General features: G+C 59.8%; 10 protein-coding genes and 2 pseudogenes. 3 read left to right on the top strand and 9 right to left on the bottom strand.

What is annotated here, in order from left to right; translation table 11 throughout:
* From I6F35_RS18145 to I6F35_RS18130, 4 genes are all read right to left on the bottom strand, one after another.
* Entirely contained in the window at positions 1-3,435 is a 3,435-nt protein-coding gene (locus I6F35_RS18145; RefSeq protein WP_225119059.1) for an SbcC/MukB-like Walker B domain-containing protein, read from the bottom strand.
* Positions 3,432-4,070 carry a DUF4194 domain-containing protein gene (locus tag I6F35_RS18140; protein ID WP_225119058.1) on the bottom strand — a complete coding sequence of 213 codons (639 nt, stop codon included), beginning with the start codon at positions 4,068-4,070 and terminating at the stop codon, positions 3,432-3,434. Before I6F35_RS18140 ends, I6F35_RS18145 begins: the two co-directional genes overlap by 4 nt.
* Positions 4,060-5,571, bottom strand: coding sequence for a Wadjet anti-phage system protein JetA family protein (locus tag I6F35_RS18135; RefSeq protein ID WP_225119057.1), 1,512 nt, complete (start codon positions 5,569-5,571; stop codon positions 4,060-4,062). The genes I6F35_RS18140 and I6F35_RS18135 overlap by 11 nt, the downstream gene beginning before the upstream one ends.
* A 664-nt stretch (positions 5,572-6,235) precedes the next feature.
* Positions 6,236-7,198 carry a hypothetical protein gene (locus tag I6F35_RS18130; protein WP_225119056.1) on the bottom strand — a complete coding sequence of 321 codons (963 nt, stop codon included), beginning with the start codon at positions 7,196-7,198 and terminating at the stop codon, positions 6,236-6,238.
* 953 nt (positions 7,199-8,151) lie between these two features.
* Here I6F35_RS18130 and I6F35_RS18125 point away from each other — a divergent pair.
* Positions 8,152-9,687 (top strand): AMP-binding protein, encoded by a 1,536-nt coding sequence (locus I6F35_RS18125; RefSeq protein ID WP_225119055.1) that lies wholly within the window; start codon positions 8,152-8,154, stop codon positions 9,685-9,687.
* Positions 9,688-9,864: 177 nt separating this feature from the next.
* Complete coding sequence (locus I6F35_RS18120; RefSeq protein ID WP_225119054.1) at positions 9,865-11,181, top strand: peptide ligase PGM1-related protein; 1,317 nt, start codon at positions 9,865-9,867, stop codon at positions 11,179-11,181.
* Between the two features lie 345 nt (positions 11,182-11,526).
* On the opposite strand, the gene I6F35_RS18115 is transcribed toward I6F35_RS18120, so the two are convergent.
* Both I6F35_RS18115 and I6F35_RS18110 read right to left on the bottom strand, forming a co-directional pair.
* A complete protein-coding gene (locus I6F35_RS18115) occupies positions 11,527-12,192 on the bottom strand; it encodes a 2OG-Fe(II) oxygenase (RefSeq protein WP_225119053.1) in 666 nt (221 codons plus the stop codon).
* Positions 12,193-12,239: 47 nt separating this feature from the next.
* Positions 12,240-13,415, bottom strand: a complete 1,176-nt coding sequence (locus tag I6F35_RS18110; RefSeq protein ID WP_225119052.1) for a GFA family protein — start codon at positions 13,413-13,415, stop codon at positions 12,240-12,242.
* A gap of 475 nt (positions 13,416-13,890) precedes the next feature.
* On the opposite strand from I6F35_RS18110, the gene I6F35_RS18105 reads away from it, so the two are divergent.
* Positions 13,891-14,064, top strand: a complete 174-nt coding sequence (locus tag I6F35_RS18105) for a hypothetical protein (protein WP_208830411.1) — start codon at positions 13,891-13,893, stop codon at positions 14,062-14,064.
* A 924-nt stretch (positions 14,065-14,988) separates the two neighbouring features.
* Here the strand turns inward: I6F35_RS18105 and I6F35_RS18100 are convergent.
* The 3 genes and pseudogenes from I6F35_RS18100 to I6F35_RS18090 all read right to left on the bottom strand — a co-directional run.
* A pseudogene (locus I6F35_RS18100) lies at positions 14,989-15,353 on the bottom strand (integrase); the annotation flags it as partial.
* Positions 15,354-15,743: 390 nt separating this feature from the next.
* Positions 15,744-21,404, bottom strand: coding sequence for a shikimate kinase (locus I6F35_RS18095; protein ID WP_346283179.1), 5,661 nt, complete (start codon positions 21,402-21,404; stop codon positions 15,744-15,746).
* Positions 21,352-23,382 (bottom strand): annotated as a pseudogene (locus I6F35_RS18090) (hypothetical protein); the annotation flags it as partial. The pseudogene I6F35_RS18090 and the gene I6F35_RS18095, both read right to left, overlap by 53 nt.

Below are 23,382 nucleotides of genomic sequence, written 5' to 3'. Positions count from 1 at the left end.
CTACTCGGCTGCCAGGCGGGTGGCGAGTTCAACTTCGGACATCAGGTCGGGATCGATCGCCATCAGTTCGCGCTTGGCCTTCTCCTTCAGTTCCACAACGGTGGCCCTGGACTGCTCGCCGATGCGGTCCACCTCCACGATGGTGTCCATGTGCTCGAGCACGGCGACGCGCTTTTCGAACGGCGCCGCTATCACGAACTGCAGGCCGAGGTTCTTGTAGAAGCTCATCATCTGCCGCTGGTTCTTGCCGTCCATCTTGGAGAAGGCCTCGTCGAACATGGCCAGGGCGAAACCGGCGGGCTTGCCGGCACGACGCTCGGCGCTGCCGTAGACGGCGGCAAGCGAAGCGCCGATTGCGACGTAGATGGGCACCTGCTGTTCGGCGCCGGACCCGGTGCCGCGCCGCTGCTCCCAGCGGGTCGAGCGACCGGTGGCGACGTCCTCCATGTGGATCTCGAACGTGTAGAAGTTGCGGTAGTCCTCGAACTGGGTGAAGTCCTTGTCGGGGTCCTCGAGCAGCGCCTCGAGCGCAAGGATCGTATCCTTGTGCGGAAAATCGTCGGGCACATCGCCCCGGAACAGCATGTCGAGCGCCTCCGGAGACGTCTTGGCGATCTCGATGATCTTCAGAATGGGCTGGAATTCCACCACCTGCGTGCGGTGGAACGAATATCGCTCGTTATGGAAGGGATGTGCATAGAGGCTACGGTTCAACGACTGCAGCTCCCGCTCCATCTTGCCGATCCGGGCCGTGAGCGCGTTGATGAACTCACCGCGCAGCAGGGTGGACGCCTTTTCCGCCGCTTCCCGCGCCTGCCGTTCGTACTGGCGCAGCTCATTCGATTCGATCTCCGAGATGAGCTGCTCCATCCAGGGCTTCACCTCCCGCAGCGGCTCGCTTTCCGCGCCTACCTGCGAGCTCATCCCGAACTGGTCGAAGTAATCGTAAAGGAGCTCGCGGACCCGTCGCTCGATCCGTGCGCGCTCGTTGTCGGATGCGTTCGCATCCTTCAGCGCCTTGTCGGCGATGGCCCGGTGTTTCTCCGGGAAGCCCTTTTGGGCTGCGGCATCGAGGCGCTCGCGGTAGGCGACCCTGCCTTTCGCGGCGGAGTAGAGCGGGAAGAACTTGCGATAGATCGACCGGGCGACCCGGAGGTTGAGCTCGGAGCCGGGCACGTTCTCGCCCTCTCCGAGCCTCCTATCCGCCGATCTAACCTCGCCGTCATGCTCGCCGAACGCCTTCTGCTGGATCCTTCTCTCGTCGAGCCTCTTGTCCTTCAGCTTCTGCTGCGCCCTCTTCTTGTCGCGAAGCCCGCCGTCCCCCGCGCCGTCGAGAGCATCGAGCCTGGCCTGCGCTTCGGCGATCTCCGTCTGCGCGGCCGCGAAGGCCGCCGCGCGAGCCTTCAGGTCGTCACGTCCCTCGCAGATGTTCTTCAGAGCGGAAAAAGCTTGCTCGGCGGCGTTGGCCTCCTTGCCCTTGTCGGTCAGGATCCGATCCAGCTCCTCGGCCTGATCCTGCAGGGAGCGTAGGGCGTTTGCCTGGGCTGCCTTTCCGATCTTGTGCTGCGAGGATTCGATCCAGCGATGACTCCTGACGAGTCCGTCGTCGTAGAGGCCATCCTTCATGATCGCCCGGCCGGGCCTGTTGAACTGGTCGAGCGTGTCGGCGAGACGGACCGTGCCGTAGCGGCGCATGATGAACGCCATCGCGTCCGGATCCTGACTCCGGAAAATGGAGGGAAAAGTGCCGCGTTCGGGTTTGGCCCTGAACTGCTCGAGCTTGTTCAGGCTTACCAAGGAAGCGTGGCGGAACTCGCGGCGGCCCTCCTTGAACATCGCCGTGGCGGCGCCGATGTCGGCTCTGTCCACGAACACGGCCTCCCGGTCGCGCCCGAGGAGCGCCTCGGCCGCTCCCACCCATTCGGGTTCGGCGACTTCGATGACGTCGCAGAGCACGCGCGGGGCCATTCCCTTCTGCCGCAGCCTGCGGCAGAGCAGTTCGGTGTCGTCGCCGAGATAGGCCCGCGCCCCTCCGGAGGCGTGCTGTCGGATGCGTTCGAGCACCTCGTCGCGCCGCACTCGGAGCCCGGAAAGCTCCGCGATTATTGCCTGACGCGCTTCGTCGATCTTCGGCAGCCATTTCGCGCCGGTGGCCGCGAAGGATTTCTCGGCCGCGGAGAGCTGGTCGGAGACGAGCGTGATTTCGGCCCCCGCTGCGGCCGCCAGGAGCCGTTCCAGCGCTGGTACGAAATCGTCGAAATCGCTCGCGCACATCGCCCGGAGCGGATGCAGGCGACCGATGCTCTCGAGACGCGCCTTGAAGTCCACCGAAGCGCGGTGCGCCGCCTGTGCGGCCACATCGACGGTTTGCTGCAGCGACTTTCTTCCGGTCTTGGCGTCGTGCTCGGCGATCGCCGCCGTGAGGCGTTCGATCTCCTTGTCGATGGCCTTGACGTCCTCGTCGATGAATTCGAGTTCGGCCGCTGCAGCATCCCGGCGCGCCATCTCAGTACGCCGTTTGGTCTTGAAGTCCAGGTTCGTCGCGCGCGCCGCCAGCCAAGCCGCACGTTTAGCGATCCACTCCTCCCTGAACTTGGTCTCGAGCGCCTCTTCCAGCGCGGCGAGGACGACCCGAAGCGCCCTCAGGGCTTCGAGTCTGAGGCGCATCTTCCGGATGGTTTCGCTGATGTTGCGGTAGGTCTGGATCGACTCGCGCAGCTCCTTGATCCCGATCGGACTGTCCTCGAGGATGTAGTTACGCACGAACTGCGTGGCCGTCTGGTTGTGATCGAGCGTCATCGCATTGACGATCGATTTCTGCAGGGCACTGGCGTTCTGCTCGCCGTAGGGCGAATGCGGCAGGAGATGACGCATGTACTCGCGGACGTAGTCGCCGGCCCGGTCGCGGTGATTGACAAAGTTGCCTTCGCCGATCGTCGCGATGATCCGGGCCCGCACGTCTTCCCACTGCGCCGGGAACTGAGACTTCCCTCGCTGTTCGATGAAGTCCTTGGAGCTCAGAACGGCCCCGACGGCGACGAACAGCGCGAGCACGGTCTCCCTGCTGTCTGACTTCCGCGCCTCGAGCGCCATGCCGATCGTGACCGGCGGCCTAGCGCCTTCGGTGTCTTCGAAACCGAGCGCGATGTACGTTCGCGCCTCGTCGCGCCGCCGCTGATCCTCGCCGAGCGTGCCGAGGCAGTAGTCGACGACGCTGCGCTTGGAGCCGCTGCGCGACTTTCCGCTGTCGCCGGCGACTGCGTTCAGGCGCAGGAACCGCCGGCTGCCGCCGGTGAGCACCACTTGGGCCATGTCAAGGATCGTCGATTTGCCGGACCGGTTCTCGCCCAGCACGCCGACGTGTCCCGTCACGTCGATGTCGGCGACATCGAACAGGTGCCAGTTCACCATTGTGAGGTGGCGTAGCTCCATCATGCCTCGTCTCCCGCGGGCTGCGGAAAGCGGGCCTCCTCGCTGCGCACGTAGCGCTCGAGCCGTTGGAGGGCGTCGCCGCCGCTGATCAGCTTGATCATCGGGCGGATCCTGACCTCGCAGTCCTGCTGCTCGTCGTCGAAGTCCCCGATCTCGACCAGGCTGCGCTGGGCGGCCTCGCGCAGGATGTCGCGGAAACGGGCGGCCGAGATTGCGCCTCCGCCGCCGTGTTGCGCCATCTCCCGGTAGCGGTCGAACAGGTCGTTCAAGGTGGCGACCACGACGGCCCGGTCTTCGACCGCTCCGACGTTCACCTCTTGCTGCCAGTATGCTGCCAGCACCAGCATGACGATGGTTTCGTCGAGTTTCATCCGGGGCAGCGGCACGTCCTCGTCCATGGCGACGATGCCGGCCCACTGCGCCTCCGGATCGCGGTGGACGCGGTATCCGCAGCTGTCGAAGAAGCCGTCGACCACGTCGCGAAAACGGCCGTCCATGATCGTGTTGTAGACGGTCCCGGTCCGGGGATCTCCCGCGAACACGAACTGCCGTCGTAGCAGGAAATGCAGCGCTTTGCGGAGGTCGGCCGCCTTCTCCGCGCCGAAGGAGCGCTCGATGTTTTCGAACTCACTGAGCATGGGCCGCCCTCGCCTTCCGAAGTGCGCCGGATCGCTTCACCACGAAGTTCGCGCAACGAAGCCATTCGCTGTCGTGTGGCGGCGTGTCGGGGCACGGTTCAAGATCGAAGCCGGCCGCGATCTGAGCCGGAACCTCGCCCGTCAGCGCGTAGCGGCGGGCGCAATCGAACGCGAGGAAGTCGTCTACGGTATCGATTTCCATAAAGCGGGCTTCTTTGGTCGCGAATGGCGGAACCTGGCCCTCGAGGAATCGTCTGACGTCGTCGGGGCGGGGCGCGATGCGAGCGATGTACTCGAGACGGAGCTTCTTCCGCAGTTCGTACAGCGGGTCCGAGGGCGGCCCGGCGAGCTCCCTTGCCTCGACGGGGCGGCGCGGTTGCCTGGCCGGCGCCTGATGGTGTTCCGACCAGGGCGACCGCAGCGGCTCGACGCTCCATTCGAGGGTTGTCTTGTCGTGCCTGCCGTCGCGCAGCAGGGCGTCCAGTCGAGGGACCAAGTCGCCGGCTCGGCCGACGAGTCCCTGCCCGCCCCGCTCGGCGTATTTGATCGTGTTGCGGACGCGCGCTTCGAGCTGCCTGCGGAAGGCCTCGATCCGTTCGAACATCTCGCCGATCTGTTCGAAGATGCTTTCGATGGCGAGCAGGTCATCCGCCGCGGCCATCCGGCCATCCTCGACGTCGGCTGACATGGTGGCCGCCGTATATTCCTCGGCAAGGACCTGCATGGTCTCGGGCGTGTAGGAAATCCTGCGCGCGAGATCGACGATAGCGTCGCGGAAGCGGTACGGATGGTTGACCGTGAGGATGGATTCGAAGTCCTTTAGCAGGAGCTGGTCGACGAACTCCTCGAAGAAGGCCTCCAGCCGGGTAGCTACCGTTTTCGACTCCATGACAGTCCGTCGGATCCGCTTGAGGTCGGCCAGAATGGCGCGCAGGCTCTTGGTGAACTGGTCGGCCTGGTTGCGCGCCTCGCGGACGGCGAGCGCGGCTTCGCGCTGCTTGCGGTCGGTGATTTCGGGCGTCAGCTTTTCGACGGCCTCGAGATTGAGGCGGATCTGCACGATCAAGCCGCCGAACCTCTGGGAGAGATCCTTGTTGAGGCTCGCCAGCCGCTGAATCACCAGCAGCGGACCCATCGCCATGTCGACAGTGACGCGGAGCCCGTATTCCTCCTCTTCGAGCCACCCCCAAGCGAGCAGCCGGCCGTAGAGCTGCCGCGCTAGACCGAGCGCCTTGTCGCCCTTCTCGGACGCGAGCGCTACATCGGCCTTCCGGATGCGGCGGCGACCGACCGAGATCATTTCCGGCAGGCTGCCGAAATCGTCGCCTTCGCTCCACAGGGCGGGGTTGGCCCGCATGACGTCGTAGATGGCGTGGACGACCTGCTGCGGTGTGGGGAACGACGGCGCTCCAGAGAAGAACCGTTCATGGAGGTCGAGCAGACACGCCGCGTACAGGTGCTTGTGATCGCGCGAAAAGGCCAAAAACGCGTCGTCATGCAAATGGCGAAACAAGGACAATCGCTATCACTCCCTGGATGGGCATCATCCCGAAAAGAGATGCAGCTTGCTGCCCCTAAACTCGTGATCTGCTGGGGGAATACCTCAGTCGAGATGTACCGCAAGGCGATCGCAACTGGAAGGATTTTGTTCGCTGTATGTTCATGTATAGCCTGCCCGTTAGCTGCTGTCGAGCTTCAAGGTTCGGTACCGGCGCCGCCCGTCAGCCCGCCGGCTGCTGGCGCTGCTGCTGGTCGCAGGCGCCTACGATGAAGCTCTGTCCAGGGCTCGCTGTGGGCGGCCGCGTCGTGCTGCATCCCAGCGACCGGATCGACCAATGGAGGCTGGATCGCGCAGCGGGAGGGTCGCCCATGGTCGGCGTGGGCACCCTCGCCGGCATGGCCCACTGGTCACTTTCCGTGAGCAAGACGCCCCCATACGAGGCCCGATGCCTCCGAGTGCGCTCGATGCGGTCGCGTGGACAATGACGCGGTAGTCACCGGTCGGTTGTCCGGCTGGATCCGGCGGACTTACATGTCTGCCCCTTCGCAACCAGTCGCCCCGCAGCGTCGCGCTCATATCCGAGATCTGAAGCCTGCTGGAGGGTCTCAGCCGGGCGTTTGGGACATGCGGGCTCAGGCGGCCAGCCTAGGGCGACCGCAAACGGTCAAATCTCCAGGTAGTATTCCCAGAACTCGAGGTCATCAGGATCGGTTGGCACTTCGTCGTCCTGCTGTTTGCGCCACTTCGATCCCTCTTCTGACGCGAGAAACTCCTCGACTGCCTTGATCGCGTTCACAAAGACCTTCACCTTGTTGCGGCTCCAGTCGACGTGATCACTGTCCGCCGCCAGCAGACCGTATTTTCTTGCGTCTTGGAACTCCTCCTTATAACCGTACCAGTCGATGGTCCCTGCGCGCCCGTAGTGGTCCAAGATGATATGCTTGTCGACGACCTTGTACCCCGACGGTCTGGTGTTCTTGACAGCTTCGATCAGTTCCTCGAACTGCGTTTCCACGTTCTGGTTGCCGGGCTCGTTCTTTTCGAGCGCAGCGACCTCTTTCTTGTCCTTCAGTTTCGCGAGCTCCTCGTAGCGGTCCTTCGCACGCGTGAGCGCCTCCCTAAGGCGCTCGATCTCATCTTCACTTTCCTTGATCTGCGAAAGCGCTTCCTTGTGGGTGGCGGCATCAACCTTGGTGGCCTGCTGCAGCTTCGAAAGGGCCTTCTTGAGGTCCGCTCCCCACTGGGCGCGTTTCTCCTCCCAAACGTGCTCGGACCTCTTCTCCAGGCTTGATACTGATGACTGGATGAGGTTTTTGAGGTCGATGAGGCCTTTCGTGGCGTCGATCTTCCAGGCCTGCTTCAAGCCCAAAGTCTTCGTCACAACGTCGAAGGCGACGGGCGGCACGACGATCGGGAGGCTCTTGCTGCTCTGCACCCAGGCGGCGCCGAGCTCCATCTGGTTCTTGATGTAGGCGTTGAAATCTTCGGCCAATGGAATGTTGTGTCCATCCACGCTGGAACAGAAGATCGAGTCCTGCGGAACGCCCATTCCTTTCTTCATAAAATCCAAAAGCAATTTCGCCAAATGGCTGTCCGCCACGGCGTGGCTGATGAAAATTTCGCTCATTGAATTCCCAAATCCTATAAGGAAATCTGCACCTAGAGGGTGCGTAGTCTGGGCATGCGTAGGCCAATTTGGTGCCGTCATCCAGCGGACAAATGCTAGTGCCCCTGACGTGCATCAGCTGCGCCGCTCGCAAGACGGCGCCTTAACGCTCTGCCGCTAGCAACGTTACTCCACCTTCGGGCCAGATCCTTTGAGATGGCGGTAGTTTTTGATTTCTCGCATCGCGGTGCTCCATGGAGGCCTGGGAGCTTGAATATATTCACACCACAGCCCCTAAAGGGGCTTGAATCGCACGTGGCGTTAAATTGTACGATCTCACATCAGGTTGCACCGGTTGCCCTCGGGCCAGCGCTCAATACGAGGAACGTGGTCTTGTCCTGTCCGCACAGATCCTGAGAGCTGCTATGCCGATAAAATCGCGAAAACGCATAAACGTCGATCGCCCTGCAGAGGTTCTCGAGGCGCTTTGGCAGCAATTCTCGCTCGCCACGACATTGCAAGAGATTGCCAAGCATCTCGGAGCGGCAATGTGAAAAGACCTGACGGCTCCAAGAAGGTCTTGCTAGTCAACCACACTGAAGGCCAATGCCGGGCCATTGTCGGCTTCGAAGATGGAGATCCCAGAGCGGCCTATATGTGCGGTGAGCCTGTAGTGAGAAGATCGGACAAGACACTCTCCTCATGGTGCGCTTATCACCATGGTCGGATGCACGTAGCTCCTGGTGGGCAAGCACGCGAGCGAGAGCCTACACCTTGAGTCCCCAAACTACATCGACTGTACCTGCGCTCCTATATCGCCACGAGCTGCACTCCTTTTGCAGATACGTGACGAGACGCGCCTCGTCTAAGACAATAAAGGCGTAATCGACACCTCCCGAGGAAACTCAGGAGCTCTCATTGGCCACTTCGGGAGAGACATACTCTGCAAGACTAAGAAAGACGGAACACCGACGATGGACCTTTGCACCCTGATTGAGCGCAACGCGACGTTCAGCCCCGACAAGCCCGCCATCCATTTCGAGGGCGCCACTTTAAGCTACTCTGTCTTCAATCAACGGATCGAACAGGTTGCGCGCGCCCTAAAGAGCCAGCTCGGTGTCGACAGAGGCGATCGCGTCGCGATCCTCAGCCTTAACCGGCCGGACTACCTGGTGCTGCTCTATGCCTGCGCGCGGCTCGGCGCAATCCTCGTGCCACTGAACTGGAGGCTTGCGGTAGCCGAGCAGCTCTTCATCCTGTCGGACGCCGCCGCTAAGGTGCTGGTGGTCGAACACGCCTTCGAGGCACTCCTGCCGGCGCTGGCGGAGCAACTTCCGGGCATCTTCGTGGTCGGCTTCGATTATGCGCCCCTCGGCGGAAGCAAGTGGGATGACTTGGTAGAGAGAGGGCGCGGCGATGGTCGGAGCCTGCACACGGACCTGTCCCGCCCGCTTTTGATCGTCTATACCTCGGGGACCACCGGCCGGCCGAAAGGCGCTGTGCTACGCCAAGAGGCCTTGCTGTGGAATGGCGTTATGAGTCAACACATGCATGGCCTCACCTCGGCTGACCATGTCTTGACAGTGTTGCCGCTGTTCCACGTCGGCGGCCTCAATATCCAGACCACACCAGCGCTGCATCAAGGCGCGACGGTTACGATCCACCCGCGGTTTACGCCAGAGGCGACGCTTGCCGCATTCGAGCACGACCGGCCTACGCTAGCCGTATTGGTGCCTGCCACGATTCAAGCTCTGACCGATCATCCTGGCTGGCCGACGACCGATCTCTCCTCACTGAAGGCAATTTCCACTGGCTCCACCATGGTGCCGCGGCACCTGACCGACCGTTTTGCCGAACGCGGCATATCAGTCCTGCAGGTTTATGGCTCCACGGAGACCTGCCCCATTGCCATCTACACGAGGCTCGGCGGCGATCTTGCGCGAGAGAGTTCGAGTGGATTGCCTGGCCTATGCTGCGAAGCGACAATCCTCGACGATGCCGGCAACGAGCTGCCGCCAGGCACCCCAGGCGAGATCGCAGTGCGCGGCCCCAATCTCTTCAGCGAATACTGGGGCAATCAAGAAGCGACTTATGAGGCACTGCGTAACGACTGGTATCACACTGGTGATGTCGGCCACCGCGATGTCGACGGATACTTTTGGGTTCATGATCGCAAGAAGAACCTGATCATTTCCGGTGGAGAAAACGTCTATCCGGCGGAAGTCGAGCGTGTGCTTCTGGAGCACCCCGACGTCGCGGAATGCGCAGTCGTCGGTAGGCGCGATCCGCGCTGGGATGAAGTTCCGATCGCCTACGTGATCAGGAGGTCAGGCGCGCGGATTGAAGCGGAAGCCCTGCAGGCGCATGTGCAGTCACAGCTCGCCCGTTTCAAAGTGCCGCGCGAAATCATCTTCACGGAGGAATTGCCACGAACCGCGTTGGGCAAAATACAGCATTTCATGCTCAAACAGCACGATGCGCGATCAAGCCAGGAACGAGACGGCCATTGAGTATCGACGGTCGAGCGCTGGGCGCGAATCCCGTGCCGCCCGAAACGCTCTTTCGTCTCCAGCTCATCATCGCCAGACGCTTCGGTCAATTGTTGTATATCAATGCGACTTCTGCACGTTCATTTTAGTGGGGACTGCGCTTCCGCCCGATAACACGCAAATACCCGGAGCTCGCTGATGCCGCGGATCCTAATTATGAATGCCGGTAGCGCCCAGATGTCGGGCGCCGATCTGACGGTCACCCAACTTTCGCTTGCCGCCAAGTCTGCTTGGCGTTCCGTCTGGTTTGCACAACCGGGCGACGTAATTATCTCTCCGGTAGCGATCCCAATTGACCTGTTAGACCACGTTGGCGCGACGCTTAAATTTGACCCATCGACTGTCTTGGTGCTCGTGCCAGAAAACGCCGGCAAGATGGGGATCCTTAGTGATTTCACTCTGCAGTCCAAGACTGTTGTTGAACAGATCAGCCGCCACATCCGTCAGAAAGCACATTGGACACTATGTGCTTGCTACTCGACGGAAGGTGTTGCTCGTTTAGCCGCGATGCTTGGCATATCGCAGAACGGTGACGACTTCGCTCTGCAGCGAGGACCTGATCTGTTGAACCGCAAGAGTCACTTCCGTCAACTGGCAGCAAGTGTCGCACTTCCGATTCCCAGTGGATGCGTAACGACAAACTCAGACGAATTATTCAGAGCGGTTACGTCCCTGAGGTCTGAAACGGGCAGCGTGATTGTAAAGTTAGACAATGGAGCCGGCGGGGTCGGAAATGTTATATTCACCGGCAAAGAGACCGCTCCACTCCCTGGAGCAAGAGAAACCCGGCGGCTCCTTTGGTCGTCGTTTGATCCTGACGCGCTTTGGTCTGAGGTGACAACTCCCTCATGTAAAACGGTGGTCGTCGAATCGTACCACCTTGCTCGTTCTCTGTTCTACCTTGAGTTTGAAATTGAGGAGAATGGTTCAATCGTATTCGTCAACAGTGGAAACATACGTCTGCGGCGAAGCGAAAATCCATCCGAAAGAGCTCTCGTCTGGACTGGACTAGAGCTCCCAAGCGATCTGAGCGATGAGCAGCTCTCGACCGCTTACGCGTATGCCTATCGATTTGTGGAGCTCGCGCGGACCTTGGGGTACCGCGGGATGATCAATATAGATGCCATCTTCTCGACCGATAGGCAGCTGCTGTTTAATGAAGCGAACGGTCGGTGGGGCGGAGGCTCGGTGTTGCACAGCATTGCTGACCGGTTGCTAGGCCCCGACTATTCCCATTCCTACGTGATTTCATCTGTGCGGAATGTCCGACTAAACTCCCTCCAAACGGCGCTTGACTGTTTTGTCGATGAAGGATTGCTCTTCGATCGCATACAGAAGGAAGGCGTTATTCCGCTTGCCGGCGATCAAGAGGCAGGCACGGTGGAGTGCCTTGTGATCGCGCGCGACAGGCTGGTCGCCCGGAATCTGGAGCATCGACTATCGACGATGCTCTGATTGAAATGATTGCGTCATGCTCCAACTGTTAACTTGCCAGTCCAGGATCTCCGAACGGCCGATAAAGGACAACGAGGACGAAGAATATTGTATTGCGTCAAGCATTGCTCATCTCGCTAGAGAGTGCGCGCCTGCATCAATAGATCCCAGTAGGACGCACTCCAACCCGGCCATCTAGCGTTCCGGCTGACAAGGTCGCATGAGCATCCTGGTTGGGAATCGCATCGCTGTGCCGACCAAACCCGCCGCCGACATCCTGGTCGAGCCTCTGCCGGTACAATACTCAAGCTCAGGCATCTCAGTGTCGCAAATTTCTGATTCAGGACACCCGTTACGCACCAGATTTCATGCGCCAACGGCCGAGTGCTCGATAATCCGGCGGTTCGCGCCGCGGTATTTTGAACAGAAATAGACGAGTGACCGACGCTCTCCAGCACGCACCTGCCTTACCTCATGCCTGAAGTGACAGGTTGTGATAACTACGCTCCCCAACTGCGGGTAAAAGACTTCGGGTTCACGCTGGGTTGGATATACAACAAACTCACCGCCCTCAAAATCTCTCGCGAGCTGGACAATCACAGAATATTCGAAGTCGGGGTCGCTCTCAGCATCCAAATGGATACCAACAAATGGCCGGGGCGGCATGCGGTGAATTTGGCATCGGCGAATGAGGTAGTCTGATGACGCTCCGAGGATTTTCGTGAGTGCGGAGACCCGCTCGGTCTTTTCAACTAGTTCGATGATCTGCGCTGAAGCATTACCATTCGCGTTGCTAGGATGATGGCCGGGATGGTCTAGCCGCAGTCGTTTTACAAAAACATCGTGAGAATCGCCAGCATCTCCCTCCCGAACCACTTCTTCGGGAATACCGGACTGCAGCTCCTCGATCCTAGCCAGCTCATCTTTGGTGAACAGTGTCTCGGGGGCGACCAGGACCGTACCCTTATTCCACAGCTCTGAGCGGTACTTCGCGATCGCTTCTTCTGAAAGCAGACCAGGTCTATCGTTCATTGTATGCGCCTTTCGAACTCACTCGAAGATTGAACCTAAGAAGCGTCTCAATCCGCCTGCAGCGAGCGGATCGCCTGCTCCCAATTCTCGCCGTCGAAATCATCTATTGTTATGCTTTCGATCGTCGTTTTATCTAGGCATCGGATATTTACGCTGAATCCTGACGGATTCGATCGCGGCCGATAAAATGGCTTCACGCCGCAAATCCGACAAAACGTGTGCCGAGCGATGTTCGTATTGAACTGGTATGTAGTCAGAAGTTCTTCGCCGCATTCAATCCTGAGCTTGTCGTCGGCAACGAGCATGTGCAGAAATCCGGACATTTGGCAGATTGAGCAATTGCACTTCACTGCAGCAATCTGTGCTGGCGCTCGGACGTAGAACTTGACTGAACCACAGTGACAACGGCCACTGTGCTCAACTTCCATCCTGTTACCATCAAACGATTCAATTCGGATTAGATCGCCGCACCAATCTAAGCTGAGCCGATAAGCGCGGTCAAATTCAGTTAGGAAGAGGCTATTGCAGTCGGCAGGGACCAGTTCGCTAATGAGCCGGCTCGTCATTTCTCCGTGGTATTTCTCTGCAGGATCCTCGCCGCCGACATGGATGCGGAAATACTCAAGATCGTCAGAGCGAGCGTCAAAGGTTTTGACTAAAGTGTTCCAAAGTGCCTGGATCATTTCCGCAGCATGTAGCTCGAAGGCAACCATGTAGGCGCAACGCATTATCGGGGCTCTCGACGACAAGCCACGATACAGCGCACGCAGGTACCGGCTCGTTCTGGTGCTGTAGTAGGGTTGTATTGCTCGGCCAAGCAGCCGCGAGGCATCTTTTCTAAAGAGTTTCGAGTGGATGTTTTCTATCTCCAGAATACCGGGTAGCGCAGCGTTGCCGCCTTGGAGAACCCGACTATGACCTCCCGTTTCATCCCAGCAGATAAAATTTGCGACCACGCTGGTCAGCTCAACGTCCCTGGGGAGGTCTCGATTGCGATGTATCGCGTCGAATATGAGATCCTTTTGCGATCCCGCCTGCAGGTATGGGAAAGCCTGCGACATGGCGAAGTATTCAGGTAGTAGCCTGGCAACCTGATCTTTGGACATTTCAGCAGCGAACGGATGCGGGCCGAGCAGAGTCCGGGCTCGACGAGCCAACAATTCGCCAACTGGCATCTCTGACGGCCGCTGCAGTTCAGAAGGAGAAGCTAGGGATAAGGTCATTCGAACCCCGGGTAGGCAGAGAGAGCGTTTCTTGAACCTAGACCTAAGACGCACATACGATTACTGACCTTCCCGGATAGCCGGACGCGAGCAAAGCAAAATGCCGTCCCGCAGGAGAGGCACCACTTTTTCTGGAACGCTCCCTATCTTGTCGATTCACCAAGTATCCTCCCGCTTTCGGGGAGACCTTTGGTGCGGTAATCGCTTTGCTCGACTTACTTGCTCGCGGATGTGTGGGTTTGCTTGCGCCAGAATGACTCTGTCGTTTCGCAAGTAGCTCATCGGCTGCTCGATTGGTAGCTGTCGTTCTCACCTGACCCGCTCGCTTGCGCGAAATCAAGGCAGCTTCACGAGGATTTCCTATCGTGCGTTGGGGCGAGCGCTTGGGCCACGCGTGCGCTATTGTGGTTTCGAGCTCACGGACACCGGCTCTCGCTTTTTGCTCTTGGCCAGCACTCGACGCCAAAGGGAAGATATGCGCGCCTTCACTTTCACCTGCCCGATTACCAACATGATGGTCCAGAAGTGGCTTGATGATGATGCCGAGGCGACGGAACGCGAATTTGAAGGCATTGTCTGCCCCGCTTGTTCGCAGTTGCACTTCATATGTCGCAAGACGGGAAAGCTGCTGGGGCAGAAAGAAGAATGACAGCGCCTCACAACTCTGGAGCATTGACCTGTTTGCTTTTTCAGCTCGAGCGGTCACTTCCGTAGCCCAGGAGCTCCCACAAGGCGCTCCTGCAGGAGAAAGCGTCACCAAGCTGTTAAAAGCCCGCACCTCATCCGTATAGCGCGGTGAGTCTAAGTACCGAGCGGCCGACATGATAGCCTTCTAAATCTGAATCCGGTTCAGGTGCACACATTGCGGTCAGTCGCGATGGAATCTCATGCCAAAGCACCGGGCAGCGAACATTGACGCGGCAAATTTAGCCTGGCCGCGCATAATAGCGCGCTGTTTGGGGAGGCGGGTTCAAGGGAAGGAGAATCTCGCTTGTCCTGCGCGTGTGCGTGCACTCAGCCCTCACTCAGTGTTGCTCCATCTCAATAGCAACCGCCGTGCCAGCGCTGTCCTTTGTCCGGTAAGCCTGTGATTAACTTATAGAACTGCGAGCCGCTCGATCACGGCAGGTGTTTTAAGTCTGACAAAAATTGTGCGATGGTCAGAAAGCGGACACCGATGCTGCGAACGGACATTACCGAATGCAGGTGCTGCCAGGCTGTCGATTTCGATTTTGGCTCGCCTCGAGGCGATCTGTTCGGCGCCAAGCTCGAGCAGATCATCAGAACGAGCACGAGGTGGAGGCAGCTCGCAAACAAATCGACTGGGAGGCGCTATCAATTAATCAAGGGCACTTTAAAGGAATCGCATCGAGGTAGATAATTTGTCGAGGCGCCGTTTTGGGGCAGATTGCATCGTTAGCCAGGCCGAGCGCTGCGCGAGTTTGTCGTCCAATCGCTCCATAGCCTCGGTCAAGAGGTAACACAAATCGCTCGCCATACGCGCTCTTCGCCCGATCAATTGCGACCGCTCACATTCGATAAATGTATGGTCGAGGCGCGGCGACCAGCGGTCGCGTAATCCGCTGGCATAGACTACCGTCAACGCCGTGCAGCTCTTCAGGCTCCGGGTCGCCTCCAGAAAGCTTACCACCTTCTCCGCAATCAGCACAACCGGCAGCTGCATGGCGCCCGCGTAGACGATGCGCTCCGGGATCGTACTGTGGCCAAGCGTTACGCCGTAGAAGAACCGCAACGCACACACAATCTGCTTAAGTGCGGGGCCCCGATACTACCACCGTCGCCACCACATGAACGTGGAACGCGTGGACATCCTCTAAGCCCAGATGATCGGGCGATCGGCCGCTGCGTCGCCCGCGACAAGTTGTGAACCGTCATGTCCTCGATCATGCATCGGCGGGGAGGGTTCACTTGGGCCATCCGAAAACTTCTTGTCTGAAGGTCGGGCTCTGAAGACGCTCAATCCTCTCAGACAGAAGGCGGCCATTACTATCTCATGTCATGCCGCGCCAGCGTTCAATTCCAACAGTCCCCACAACCTACTATCCCTACGCAGTGATGTTGTCGGGTCTGGCCCGTCGATTTCCGTTGTGCGCTCTTCGCGAGCGACTGGACGCCGTCGACAACACCCGGTCAGCTGCCGGCCCGATGATCTCGGCGACAGAACGCGCAGATGTTGATTGGCTGCAGCCAGCGCCCCGTGGAGGCCTCGGGCCTTTAGGCCTCCAGGCACCCCTTCCACCTCGATAGCTCTCGCGATTGTCGAGCGCGAAGCGGACGTGATGCGCTTCGCATGTTTGAGCGACGTGGTCATGGAGCCACCCCCGCGAGGTCGGAACTTGCTTGGGCCTCCCTGGCCTCACCGCAAAGGTAGGCGTGCAGCGCGGTCAGACAAGCATCCGCGCTCTTGAGATCCCGCTGGTGCTGCGGGGCAATAGTGAGATCAGCAAGCTGATAGATAGGATTGCGCACGTGCATCAGGTCTGAGATGGTCTGGTCCTGGCCGGCGGTTTGCATCTTCGGACGCTTGGTGTTGTGCCTCAGGTTCCGCCTAATCACGTCCTCCTTGGTATTAAGCCAGATCGAAACTCCTTTCTGGCCGATATAATGCCGGATTTCCTCGACCATGAACGCTCCACCACCGGTTGCGAGCACGGCCGGACCTTGTTCGAGCGAGTGCCTGATCTGATTTGCCTCAAGATTCCTGAAATGCGCCTCGCCATCCTCAGCCAAAATCTTGGTTATGGACTTGCCGGTCTTCGTCTCGATCTCCTTATCGCAATCGACGAACTTCAACCCCAGTCGCCTGGCGAGTGCACGGCCAAGACTGGATTTCCCAGCGCCCATCATGCCGACCAGCACGATCGGCCGCGTGCCCAGGGCACCAAGAATCTCCGTTGCCATCGGGGAACGCGCCGTGCGTCTCGGCGGGGCCACTTGCAACTGACGAGCCAGGCTAGCACCAAATGTACTATCCGCGTCGGCTTCCCAGTGAGGGATCTCTATAGCCCCCTCCGGTATGACAACCTTGTTGCAGGCCTGTCGCACACGCTCCAAGAGTTGCTCGGCTAGGGACTGATCCAGAGGCTCTCGGCTCTCTCGCTGCAGCTCCCGCAGCTTCTGCAGTTCCTTGTACGTATCATGATTGTCGATCTTGGCCTTGTAGCTGTCAGCCGTGTGGAACTCCATCTCGAAGCGGTAGCCCCCCGGCGTGGCGAGCACAGTCTTGATGCCGACGAAGCTCGGCGATCGCGTCCTGAACCAGTTGGTGGTGCTAACCTCGGCATAGCCGCTCTCCTCGAAGAGGAGAATGGCTTTCTTGAAGGCACGTGCAAATTCCCCATCAGCGAGTTCGAAGACGTGCCGTACAGCGTTGCTGATCAGCTGGGAGCCGACCTCAATCGGTGCCTGCATTCCGACGAGCTGGTCGGTCATCGAGTCTATCGATCTCAAGGCCCAACGGGAATGGGGCATCTTCACCTCGAAGTCGGCTCTCTTGAGGGCTTCAGCGACCGAGTTTGCCATTGGGGTGATATCCTTTTCTTCGGCTTGAGCGCGAGTTGCCTCCATTTGGGCGCGCTGTGCAGCCTGCTCGCGGGTCAATGTGATTGTCGTGGCGGAATCATCGGCAGCAAGACCTCGGCCCTTGGGTTCAGGCAGAATGCCTCGCTCGGTGACAAGTTTGATCGAGGCTTGCATGACCGAAGCCGCCAGGGTCGGATTGTCCTTGAGATCCTCCAATGTCGCATCGACATCGAACAGCCCCTGGTGGAGGATAGCCGCGGCGCTCTTGGTATAAGGCACCGATTTCAACCCGGGTGTGTGTTGCAGCAGGCGCTGCAGGTGCCCGCTTTTGAACATAAAGGTATAGGCGCCAGTGTCGGATTTGTAGGCGTCAGTTCCGACCTTGATGCCGAGGCTCAGGAGATTATTTGCGCTTTGTACGAGGTCGTCTGGATCGTAACCGTCCGGTCTTGAATCGATGCGTGACGGATCCGATCCGAGATCGATGCGTGAAGGATAGTGGTCGAGCAAGACCTGGAGGCGGTGTCGTGGGTGAAGAGTTGCAGTATAGGTCTCCGTCAGGTCGGGGAAAAGCTCGGAGAGTGCTGGGCTCACCGTCGGGCCGGTCTCGCTCGCGCTTTCAACGGTATCGGCCAGCATCTGTTCGTCCAGGTTCGTCGCCCACGCGTCAAGATCGTGGACGAGCAACTCGGCTAGTTCTTGGGCGACCGGATGCTTGGCGACGTCGATTTCAGGCCTCGCCTTCTCGAGCCTATCTCGGATATCTTGGCCAGTTATCTGCTCCTGTTTTAGCAGCTGACGGATGTCTCGCTGGAGCTCGCGGTGAATGCCTTCGTACGTGCCGAACACGGCACGCTCAGCAAACCACTGTCGGCCTTCATGGGATTGAGCCAGAAACCCTCGCTGCAAGCCGGTGTAAATTTCTAGAACATTCCGCGTAGCGGCGAGGATCTGGCTGGCACGACCGAACTTGTAGCGACCATCCTCAATCGCCGGGGTATGGGACTTCGGCGGCTTGAGCGAGCCCAATCCGCGAACTTGCTCCTCTTGATCGAATTGCCTAACATGCTCGTAAAGCTGCGGCCGATCGCCGACAAGGACGAGGCTATCCCCATCGAAGTCGCCGTCAAGCTTCTTCTGTTCACTGGGCGGCACGGCAACCACCGAGCCCGGAGCAAACAATTCTGTCGCCTGGAGGATGCCGACGCAGTCGACGGGAGTGTCCATCTTTGCGCGGTCCTTGCCGTTGATCCAGCTCGAATGGCACTTGACGTCCTCGGCAGACATTACCAGCGCCCGGTCGGCGAAGTCGGCTGGCCACATCTCATCCGGCACCACGATGAGAAGCCCTTTGGCAAAGAAGGTCGGATCGTCGGCCGCTAACTCCTCGCCCGACTTCTGGGCGACATTAAAGCTGTATTGCATGGTCACGCACTGATCGAGGAACGCCGCAGTCGGGTCCCCACCAATTGCCGATTTGACTTGCTCGGCGGTAAATGGGCGAAGGTTGGGCTTGTCGTAGGGAGATCGACCAATCAGCACACCGCTTGTTCCGGTCAACGTGTCGCTCTTGAGCGTCGGCACATGGAGGCAGCCATCAGCGGACGGGATGGCCACTGCACCCGGACCGGTGATGTTTGCGGCGGTCACGGTGCGAAACAGCTCCTCGGGTGTCAGCGTTTGCTCTTCCCGGCTCTCAAGCCAGCTCCTGGCCTTCTCGCGCGCCTCATCTGCCACTTGTTCGTTGCGCGGATAATGTTGCAGCGCCGAGACCGGCAGGGCTGACTTCCTTCCCTCACCATAGGCAAGCACCCGGTCAGGACCTTCCCGCTCGCCGGCGCGACGAACTGCTGGCATAAGGTTGGCCAGCGAGGCCCTGATGAAGCCGCAGCCGTCATGCGGCCGCAATGCGATGGGACCGCTCGGCCCCCTCAACTTGAAGGGATGCTCCTGGTTGGCAGGGCGGTCCGGCAGCAGCACCAATTTGAAGGTGCCTTCCAGCGCGTAGTCGTGAGGAGACAGGCCTTTGATCGCCGGAGGCGCTGCAAAACCCCTGCGTTGAATATAATAATAGGCCTCTTTGAAAGGCGCCCAGGCGCGCCACAGCTGCTCGAATGCCGTGCCCGGCGCGGTTTCGGCATAGGGAATCGCCAGCAGCTTTCCCCCACGATTAACTTGCTCGCCTGGAGCACGCGCCGCAATCTGGGACACGGTCAATCGCGGTGGCTTTAACTTGCTGCCGCCGAACAGATCCATGCGGTATGGCACACCGTTGACGCTCACCGTACGTGCCAACATGAAGGCGCTCGGCGTTGCTGGCAGTTGCACTGCGACCACGGGCACCGCCCCCGAGGTCAGGCGATGAAAAATCGAATATCGTATCTCCGGCTCCGTGGCCAACGGCCGCCCCTGCATGTCCACCACCGGCAACCGCATCAGTCCCGCCTCACCCTGCGGAGGCCTTGGGGCATGGTCCATGGCTCGCAAGACCTGATGCACGTCGAAGACCGATGCAGGATGTTGCGCCTGGATCGCCGTCGAATCCTGCTCCATGAAGAAGTCCAGCGCATCCACTGGATTGTCCGCCTCGATCTGCGCGATCAGGTTCCAGCTCATGGTGGAAAGATCGCCTTGAATCAGTTCGCGCGCGCCAGTCAGGATTCCTCTGGTCCCATGCTGCAGCTCTTGCTGCCTGCTCCGTAAATCGGGCCAGTTGCCTTCGACATACGGTGGCCTGAACAATCTCTCCAGGACCGCACGGGCTTTGAGCGCCTGATAGATCGACAAAGCGGGGCGGCGGCTCGCAAGCGGCCCACGGGTCCGCTCGGCATCACTTGCGTTCAGATGCGCCTCGATCTTGTGCTCGACGACGGGCTGCAGGTCATTGAGCAGGTTGAGCGCCTGCCTGCGGTGCCAGCGCAGCGGCTTCTGTGGGCTGCGCGCGAGTGGCAGCACGGCAGCACACAGATTACCCATGGTTTCCAGATCGTTCTGGGTGGCAAAATCAGGTGCTTGACGCAATTCCGAGAGCCGATTCAAGCCTGAGGGTGCGAGCAAACCGAGATCATCAGACAGCCTAGCCTTACCCAGCGCCTTGAAAATGGTCGATATGTGCAGAACGTCAGCCTGTCTCAGGCGATCATTGTCATAGTGCAGATAGTGAGCCAGCTTGTGCAGCCGGTCCTTCGGCAGAGCGGCCTCCGTAATCTCCCCACTATCTTCTGCCCTCATGATCATTCTCGACAGAGCATTGGCGAGCGTACTCAGCTCAGGCGTGGTGAACACACCGAACCGTCGCTCTCGAGCACCCAATGCGCGCGCGATGTCCATCGTGCACTGCCGGCACGCCACCTCGTCCTGCCACTTGCTGAACCCGTTCATCAAGATCGCCAGATGCTGCGGAGCGAAATCAGAGAGCTGGCGCTGACGGACTTCCCCGGCAATTGCGATCGCGGCTTTCCGGCAGTCTTCCCCGTCGAGCCATTTGCTGAGGCCGTTCACCAAATTCGCCAGTCCCTGCGCAGCAAAACCAGAGAGTTCGGCGCGGCGAAGGACCTCACCCGCGATCGCAAATGTGGCGTCGCGAGAGACCGACGATTCGGGCCACTTGCTGAAGCCGTTCACCAGGTTCGCCAGTTGCTGCGGGGTAAAATCTGAAAGTTCAGCGCGGCGAAGGACCTCACCTGCGATCGCAAATGTGGCGTCGCGAGCCTCCGGCCATTCCGGCCACTTGCTGAAACCGTTCACCAGATTAGCCAAGTGCTGATGGGTAAAATCAGAGAGCCGAGGGGCGCGGCGACGGACCTCGTTGGCAATCACCACTGCGGCTTGGTGACACGCCTCCTCATCCGGCCATTTGCTGAAACCGTTCACCATGTTTGCTAAGCCCTGCGGAGCACACTCAGAGAGCTGGCGGCAACGAGCCTCCCGTGCGATTGCGACCGTCGCGTCCCGGCAGCCCGCCCCGTCGGGCCACTTGCTGAAACCGTTAACCAAATTAGCCAGGTCCTGGTGATTAAAATCAGAAAGCGGGGCGCCGCGGCGGAGGACCTGATGCGCGATCGCGTCCGTGGCTTGCTGACATGCTGCTGCTTGCGGCCACTTGCTGAAGCCGTTGACCAACTTAGCCAGGTCACGCGGAGCAAAATCGGAGAGCTCGCGCCGACCGATCTCCTCCGCGATTGCGACTGTCGCCTCGGAACAATCCGCCCCGTGCGGCCACTTGCTGAAACCGTTCACGAGATTAGCCAAGTGCTGGTGAGTAAAGTCACAGAGCCGGGCGCCGCGCCGAAGAACCTCATGCGCGATGGCGCCTGTGGCTTGCTGACACCTCGCCTCTTGCGGCCACTTGCTGAAACCGTTCACCAAGTCGACGAAGTCCAGGTGATTGAAATCAGAGAGTCCGAACGCGCCGCGCGCGGCGCGGCGATAGACCTCTCCGGCGATCGCCGCTGCGGCTTGCCGACACGCGGGCTGTTCCGGCCACTTGCGTCGTCAGCGCCTGCTGAGTAAGCTGAGAGAGCTGGTCCTCGCGGCGAAGGACCTCGCCGGCGATTGCGACCGCGGCGTGGCGACAGTCCGCCCTGTCCGGCCATTTGCGGAAGCCATTCACCAGATTAGCTAGGTGCTGGTGAGTAAACTCAAAGAGTCGGACACCGCGGCGAAGAACCTCGCTGGCGATGGCGCCGCTGGCTCGGCAAGACCATTCCGTTTCCGGCCACTTGCTGAAGCCGTTCACCAGGTTCGCCAGTTCCTGGGGAGCGAAATCAGAAAGCTCGACACGGCGAAGGATCTCGGTGGCTATTAAGCCTGTGACTTGCTGAGAGGCTGGTTCCTCCGGCCACTTGCTGACGCCGTTCACCAACGTCGCCAAGTCCTGGTGATTAAAATCAAACAGCCCGACGTCACTACGGGCCCGGAGAATGACCTCACTGGCGATCGCCACTGTGGCTTGGCGACACGCTGCCTCTTCCGGCCACTTGCTGAACCCGTTCACCAACGTCGCCAGCGCCCGCCGATCAAGTTGAGACAACTGGTTGGCGCGGCGAAAGACCTCACCGGCGATCGCGAGTGTTGCATCCCGACAGTCCGCTTGTTGTGGCCACTTGCTGAAGCCATTCACCAGGCCCATCAGGTCCCGGTGACTAAAATCAGACAATTGGCCGCCGCGGCGAATGACTTCACTGGCGATCGCGACTGTGGCTTGGCGGTAATCCGCATCGTCCGGGCACTTGCTGAAGCCGTTCACCAGATTCGCCAGCTCCTGCGGAGCAAAATGCGGCAGCCCATGCTCGCGGGCGCGGCGAGAGAGCTCTGTGGCGATTTCGACTGTGGCTTGGCGATAGACCGCCTCCTCCGGCCATTTGCTAAAACCGTTCACCAAGTTCGCCAGGTCCTGGTGATTAAACTCAGAGAGCCCGAAACGGCCGTGGGCAGCGCGGCGACTGACCTCACCGGCAATCGCTCCGGTGGCTTGGCGAGACCACTCCTGTTCTGGCCATTTGGTGAAGCCGTTCACGAGGTGCGCCAGGGTCTGCTGACTAAATTCAGAGAACCTAGCCCGGCGGTCACGACGGAGGACCTCGGCCGCCATTGCACCTGCGGCTTCCCGAGCCGCCGCCTCTTCCCGCCATTTGCCAAATCCCTGCACCAGGTTCGCCAGTTCCTGGTGAGTGAATTCAGAGAGCCGGGCACGGCGGTCGCGGCGGAGGACCTCGCCCGCGATCCTGACTGTGGCTTGGCAAAAGACCTCCTCTTCCGGGCACTTCTCGAAACCGTTCACCAGGTTCGCCAAGGCCTGGTGATCAAAGACAGAGAGCCCGAAGTCACTGCAAGCGCGGCGAACGATCTCACCAGCCACCGTGACCATAGCGTCGCGACAATCGGCGGCTTGCGGCCACTTGCTAAAACCGTTCACAAGGTTCGCCAAGTTTTGCTGATCAAAATCGGAGAGCCGCAAACGGCGGTCGGCGCGACGACGGACCTCACGAGCGACGGCTTCCGTGCCCTGACGAGTTTCTGAGCGCTGCGGCCACTTGCTGAAACCGTTCACCAGCAACGACAGACTTTGACTATTGAGCGCCCCAAGCGCGCCGCCTTCATCCCGACAAAATTCGGCAATTCTGATCGTTCCATTGCGGCATGTCCTGGACTGCGGATGCCGACCAAATGATGTCGCAAAGAGCGAGAGAGCTTTGGGTTCGACTTCACGCAATAACGCACCGTGAAGCCCCGCCACCTGAGCTGCCATCGCCTTGCAAGCTTCAAGACCTTCCTGACCTCCGGCCTCGCGAGTTACCGCATTGCACGTCGTGGCGCAGCCCCACGACTTCCTGCGGCGGATATCGTCCTCGAAGCGTGTGACGAATTGCGTTCTGAACTGGGCGGCAGCCTTTTGCATGAAGGCTGCATGGACCTCCTCGCC

It is taken from the genome of Bradyrhizobium sp. BRP22 (genome assembly GCF_020194175.1).
In the GTDB taxonomy this organism is placed as follows: domain Bacteria; phylum Pseudomonadota; class Alphaproteobacteria; order Rhizobiales; family Xanthobacteraceae; genus Bradyrhizobium.
Note: the sequence above shows the minus strand (reverse complement) of the source record. Positions and strands in the feature narration are given on the sequence as shown.

Bases quoted from the DNA above. Each gene is read 5' to 3' on its own strand.
- I6F35_RS18145 (WP_225119059.1), bottom strand. From the start codon at position 3,435: ATGATGGAGCTACGCCACCTCACAATGGTGAACTGGCACCTGTTCGAT.
- I6F35_RS18140 (WP_225119058.1), bottom strand. From the start codon at position 4,070: ATGCTCAGTGAGTTCGAAAACATCGAGCGCTCCTTCGGCGCGGAGAAG.
- I6F35_RS18130 (WP_225119056.1), bottom strand. From the start codon at position 7,198: ATGAGCGAAATTTTCATCAGCCACGCCGTGGCGGACAGCCATTTGGCG.
- I6F35_RS18125 (WP_225119055.1), top strand. From the start codon at position 8,152: ATGGACCTTTGCACCCTGATTGAGCGCAACGCGACGTTCAGCCCCGAC.
- I6F35_RS18120 (WP_225119054.1), top strand. From the start codon at position 9,865: ATGCCGCGGATCCTAATTATGAATGCCGGTAGCGCCCAGATGTCGGGC.
- I6F35_RS18115 (WP_225119053.1), bottom strand. From the start codon at position 12,192: ATGAACGATAGACCTGGTCTGCTTTCAGAAGAAGCGATCGCGAAGTAC.
- I6F35_RS18110 (WP_225119052.1), bottom strand. From the start codon at position 13,415: ATGACCTTATCCCTAGCTTCTCCTTCTGAACTGCAGCGGCCGTCAGAG.
- I6F35_RS18105 (WP_208830411.1), top strand. From the start codon at position 13,891: ATGCGCGCCTTCACTTTCACCTGCCCGATTACCAACATGATGGTCCAG.